At 59.8% G+C, this 1866-nt stretch carries 4 protein-coding genes; 2 read left to right on the plus strand and 2 right to left on the minus strand.

Features of this window, described 5'->3' with window-relative positions; translation table 11 throughout:
- Nucleotides 1-120: 120 nt before the first annotated feature.
- Nucleotides 121-636, minus strand: coding sequence for an ImmA/IrrE family metallo-endopeptidase (locus ACH492_RS40025; protein WP_398994365.1), 516 nt, complete (start codon nt 634-636; stop codon nt 121-123).
- 2 nt (nt 637-638) lie between these two features.
- Nucleotides 639-1001, minus strand: a complete 363-nt coding sequence (locus tag ACH492_RS40030; protein WP_398994367.1) for a helix-turn-helix domain-containing protein — start codon at nt 999-1001, stop codon at nt 639-641.
- 197 nt (nt 1002-1198) lie between these two features.
- On the opposite strand from ACH492_RS40030, the gene ACH492_RS40035 reads away from it, so the two are divergent.
- A complete protein-coding gene (locus ACH492_RS40035) occupies nt 1199-1363 on the plus strand; it encodes a hypothetical protein (protein ID WP_398994369.1) in 165 nt (54 codons plus the stop codon).
- 7 nt (nt 1364-1370) lie between these two features.
- A complete protein-coding gene (locus tag ACH492_RS40040; protein ID WP_398994371.1) occupies nt 1371-1592 on the plus strand; it encodes a DUF2188 domain-containing protein in 222 nt (73 codons plus the stop codon).
- Nucleotides 1593-1866: the final 274 nt, after the last annotated feature.

Below are 1866 nucleotides of genomic sequence, written 5' to 3' on the forward strand. Positions count from 1 at the left end.
GGCAGGGGACAAGCCTGCCCGAGTAGCTGGCAAGCGTACGGCCCCCTGATCATGCTCGACCCCAAACCGGGCAGGACACCGGCCAAAGCCCCTCCGCCGACCTCTACGCGTGCACAGCTGTCACGAAACGAGGATCCCGAGGTTGATAAGCCGATAGCCCATAGCCTCCACGCTTACGTCGAACTCGCGTGAAAGCTCGGAAATCAGAGATTCTCTGCTCATAGGGCGCTCTCGGAGATGGGTGGAAACTCTCTGCCGGATGGCTACCTCCGGCATCAAGATCGCGGCCGCGAATGCGTTTGCCTCGATCTCCTCAGCATCAGTAGCCATGCTCGACTTCTCATCCCGCCAGTTGACGCGCATGGTGTGATCGACAATCAACTTGCCCTGATGCATGACCAGATGCCCTAGTTCATGGGCAATGGTGAACCGCTGACGTCGAGGGCTAGTCGACGCATTTACCCCAATGATCCACGTCTCGCCATCACGCAGAGCAAACCCCGATTGGGTTCCATCGAAGGATTTGCGCGCGATCAAAGCACCTTCGGATCGAGCGATTTCTTCAATAGGAATCGGCAGCGTCAAAACTCCGTGCTTTTCAAGGAGTTCATGCGCGTTCTGGGTCGGCTTAGTCACGGTCACTCCTTTGCGTCTGGGTTGTCGATCAATTGAGCCAAGGTGCTTTCAATGAAATCGCGCGAACTCTCCTCAACGACGGAGAGTTGTTCATCAAGAGCGCTTAGTTCAGGGGTCTTAGTGGACATGAGCCCGCCAGGTAGCAGCTTGTGAGGCTCTACGTCGAGCACGTCAGCCACCAGTGCAAACACATGGAGCGGGATGCGCTGCCGCCCCGCTTCGAGGTTGGCAACCGACGAGCGCGTCAAGCCGAGCTGCGCGGCGAGGCCGGCCTGAGTCATACGGGCCGCAGTTCGCGCTCCCCGCACGCGCTCACCAACCGCCATGTAAAAGCGGTCAATCTTGGGGTCGTCGGACTGAGCCATGCCTTCTCCCTGGGTTGACCGCATGCTATCAGGGTGGGTTTGCAGAGTAAACCTTACTTGCAGGTAGCAAATCCGATGATTGACAATCGTTGACGGGGCGGCGTAGGGTTTGCGCTGGTGTCACTGAGGTGAGCGTGACACTGATTGCCGCATGGTGCTCGTGCGGCATGCCGGAGACGAGCCGATCGGAGTAACACATGGCCAAGAACACCGGCGCTGGATATCGGCGCGGTGCCGTTAAAGGGCGCAGCCAGAGCCACAGCCCCCGCGGGGGCTGGACGCTGCGCGATGCCATCAGCGGCAAGTTCCTGAACGTGAAGAGCGACAGCAAGCCCTTCAAGGGCGTACGCAAGGAGAAGTGACGCAACGATGAGCCGCACTAAATACCGAGTTCTCCCCAACCGAGGTGACTGGGTCCTGCGCCGGGAACAGACGCTTCTGTCGACGCACACGCACAAGAGTGACGCGGTCAAGGAAGGGCAGCGCAGGGCGTCGGCCGATCGACCGAGCCAGCTCGTTGTTCATAAGGCTGACGGGACGATCGAGTACGAGTACACGTACGGCGACGACCCCTACCCTCCGCAGGGTTGAGGAGGGACCAAGGCGGATGTAGGACGGCGAATCCAGCGCCTTGGTCCCCATTGACTCAGTAGTAAGGCTATCGAGCCCTTGCGCTTACCCGGCTCCGGGGGTGCAGGGGCTCGGTGCACGACAGGCCCGGTGCATTGACCGGATCCCTCCTTGTACAGCAGCGAAGTACCGCAACCACAGCAACCGACCCCGTTCGATAAAGTCCCTCCGAGGCCTCGAAGTAGCCAATATGACCGCTGCTGACCGTTCTGGATAGAGCTACGGATCAGAAGGT

The organism is Streptomyces sp. NPDC019443, from assembly GCF_044389785.1.
Taxonomy (GTDB): Bacteria; Actinomycetota; Actinomycetes; order Streptomycetales; family Streptomycetaceae; genus Streptomyces.